The sequence below is a fragment of the Psychrobacter sp. CoH-33_TS_01 genome (assembly GCF_058189395.1).
In genome coordinates this window covers 1-275 of sequence record NZ_JBVGQI010000048.1, presented here as the reverse complement: position 1 = coordinate 275, position 275 = coordinate 1, and the positions used below count along the sequence as shown (strand labels likewise).

The 275-nt window shown below is 57.8% G+C and carries 1 protein-coding gene; it reads right to left on the bottom strand.

All coding sequences use genetic code 11. The annotated features are described in order from the left end of the window. A partial coding sequence (locus ACZ2XM_RS15515; protein WP_490619017.1) for a hypothetical protein occupies positions 1 to 275 on the bottom strand: 275 nt, incomplete at both ends.

Here is a 275-nt window from a genome sequence, read left to right as displayed (position 1 = left end):
GTATAGTAGCACATTCATCTTCGCGCTGTACTTGACAACGGTGCCGCCCTGAGCCTCGACAAACGCCTCTTCGTCAGCCGAGCGGTAACTGGTCCAAGCCACATTGACCCCTGCTAGCTTCGCGCCTGCTGCCTTCTTCCGCACTGGCAGTTCGCCATCGATCTTGAACACGCCCTTAAGAGGACGATACCACGCTCGGAACTCTGCAACGCCATTCACCAACAGCTGGATCGTTGCGTGCGAGAACCCCTTGATGCGGCCCACCTCGTTCCAGA